The sequence below is a fragment of the Moorena sp. SIO3I6 genome (assembly GCF_010672095.1).
Genome location: NZ_JAAHHU010001240.1, coordinates 1 through 1,510 on the forward strand (window position 1 = coordinate 1; position 1,510 = coordinate 1,510).

Genomic DNA, 1,510 nt, shown 5'->3' on the forward strand with positions numbered 1-1,510 from the left:
CAGAAGCAACACTATTGGCATTAGCGGCTCAGTTAGAAGCTGCAAACCTCTGGATTCATAATCGTCCCACAATAGCAACGGAAGTATAGTTTAGGACATAATATTTGGCTTTAAAGGGAACAGGGAATAGGGAACAGGGAACAGAAATATGTCTTCACTTTGGCTTCGACCAAATCCAACTATCCCTCTTGAGCCTAATCCGATAGTGCCAACCTAATTGGGTAGTTAACATCCGCCTTGGCGTTAATATGAACTTGCACCTCGGTCTGCCAGTAACACCACCTTGATTCCTTGAGGTAATCGCTTCTGAGCCGATTGAATCATTTCTCGATAATCCCTGAACGATATACTGGCACTGCCATGAGCCATGACCCGCGCTCGCCACGCGGCTTGGCGCGACCTCGATGCACCACACACAGCCGCACGCTCACAATACTTCTCCCAAAATAACGAGGTGTCTAATGCCAGATAGATTACCTGTTCTTGCCAATTGGTCAAAGCTGCTTCAATTAAACTGCCATAGAGTCGATGCACATTGATTCGGGGTAATGGCTGCCAACGCTGGATTTGTCTTTGTTTGCTGGCAGCATATTGACCCCGGCACGGCATATAGACCGTCCATTTAGTCAGATTCACACTACCGGTATGTACCAGCGCCACGCTCCATCGATAAACAAACAGTCAGATGAGCCAAATGCGCCCAATCACCTTGACCCATCCATTGATTCAAGGCATTGTAGAGGCGGGAGTTTTTTTTCACAGCATCTTCAAGGTATGAGTGGTATCTGTCTTGAGGATGCTGGCTCCCCACATTCTTGCGTCAATCCCTCCTATTCCCCTCCTGGCTTACATTTGATTGTTCCTAATTGATGCTTTTGTCAGTCAACCAGGTGTACTAGTTACGATTTTGTTAGGGAATGCAGAACTGCCATGATTGCATATAGACGGTTCTCTGCCTCTGGGAAAATCCTAGAATGCGCGCCATCTGCAATTTTCTGGCTTACTTCTTCATAGTCAGTTTCATCTTGGGTAAGATGTATGGGCATACAATGAAGGAATACCCAGTCTGGATTCTCAATTTCTTGAACTTTCTCTTCATCAACTCTATAGGGAGCTAATATCTCTTTAGAGCGTAGCTTTTCTTCTGATGTATCACCCAAGGAGTGGGTATCAGCGAATACAGCATCGGTATTGACAATTTTAGCTGGATTGTTTATCATGATAGTACTACCACTATGCTCCGAAAAGGTTTTGATTTTTTGAAGCACCTCCGAAGGTGGAAAACAATCCTCTTTCTCTGGACACATTAACAAAAAGTCGATGCCAACTGCTGAGGCGGCAAGCATCACAGAATGGGTTACATTATTATTACCCATGCCAAACCAGGTAATCTGTCTGCCACCAATAGATTGTCCTTCGAAATATTGCCATTCCTCCAAGAGCGTAAATATATCTGTTAGTCCCTGTAGTGGATGAAAAGTTTTGGTCATGGCATTAATGATTGGCACGG

Annotated in this window: 3 protein-coding genes; all 3 read right to left on the reverse strand. The window is 44.8% G+C overall.

The window, feature by feature from the left end; all coding sequences use genetic code 11:
- Positions 1-243: 243 nt before the first annotated feature.
- Complete coding sequence (locus tag F6K49_RS48135) at positions 244-609, reverse strand: hypothetical protein (RefSeq protein ID WP_293051840.1); 366 nt, start codon at positions 607-609, stop codon at positions 244-246.
- Positions 610-637: 28 nt separating this feature from the next.
- Positions 638-811: a hypothetical protein gene (locus F6K49_RS48140; protein ID WP_293109706.1), complete on the reverse strand. Its 174-nt coding sequence runs from the start codon at positions 809-811 to the stop codon at positions 638-640.
- Between the two features lie 88 nt (positions 812-899).
- On the reverse strand, positions 900-1,510 hold a 611-nt coding region (locus F6K49_RS48145; RefSeq protein ID WP_293109708.1), incomplete at its 5' end, for a hypothetical protein.

What these genes read in the sequence shown, in the direction of transcription:
- F6K49_RS48135 (WP_293051840.1), bottom strand. Translation starts at nt 609, where the DNA reads ATGCCGTGCCGGGGTCAATATGCTGCCAGCAAACAAAGACAAATCCAG.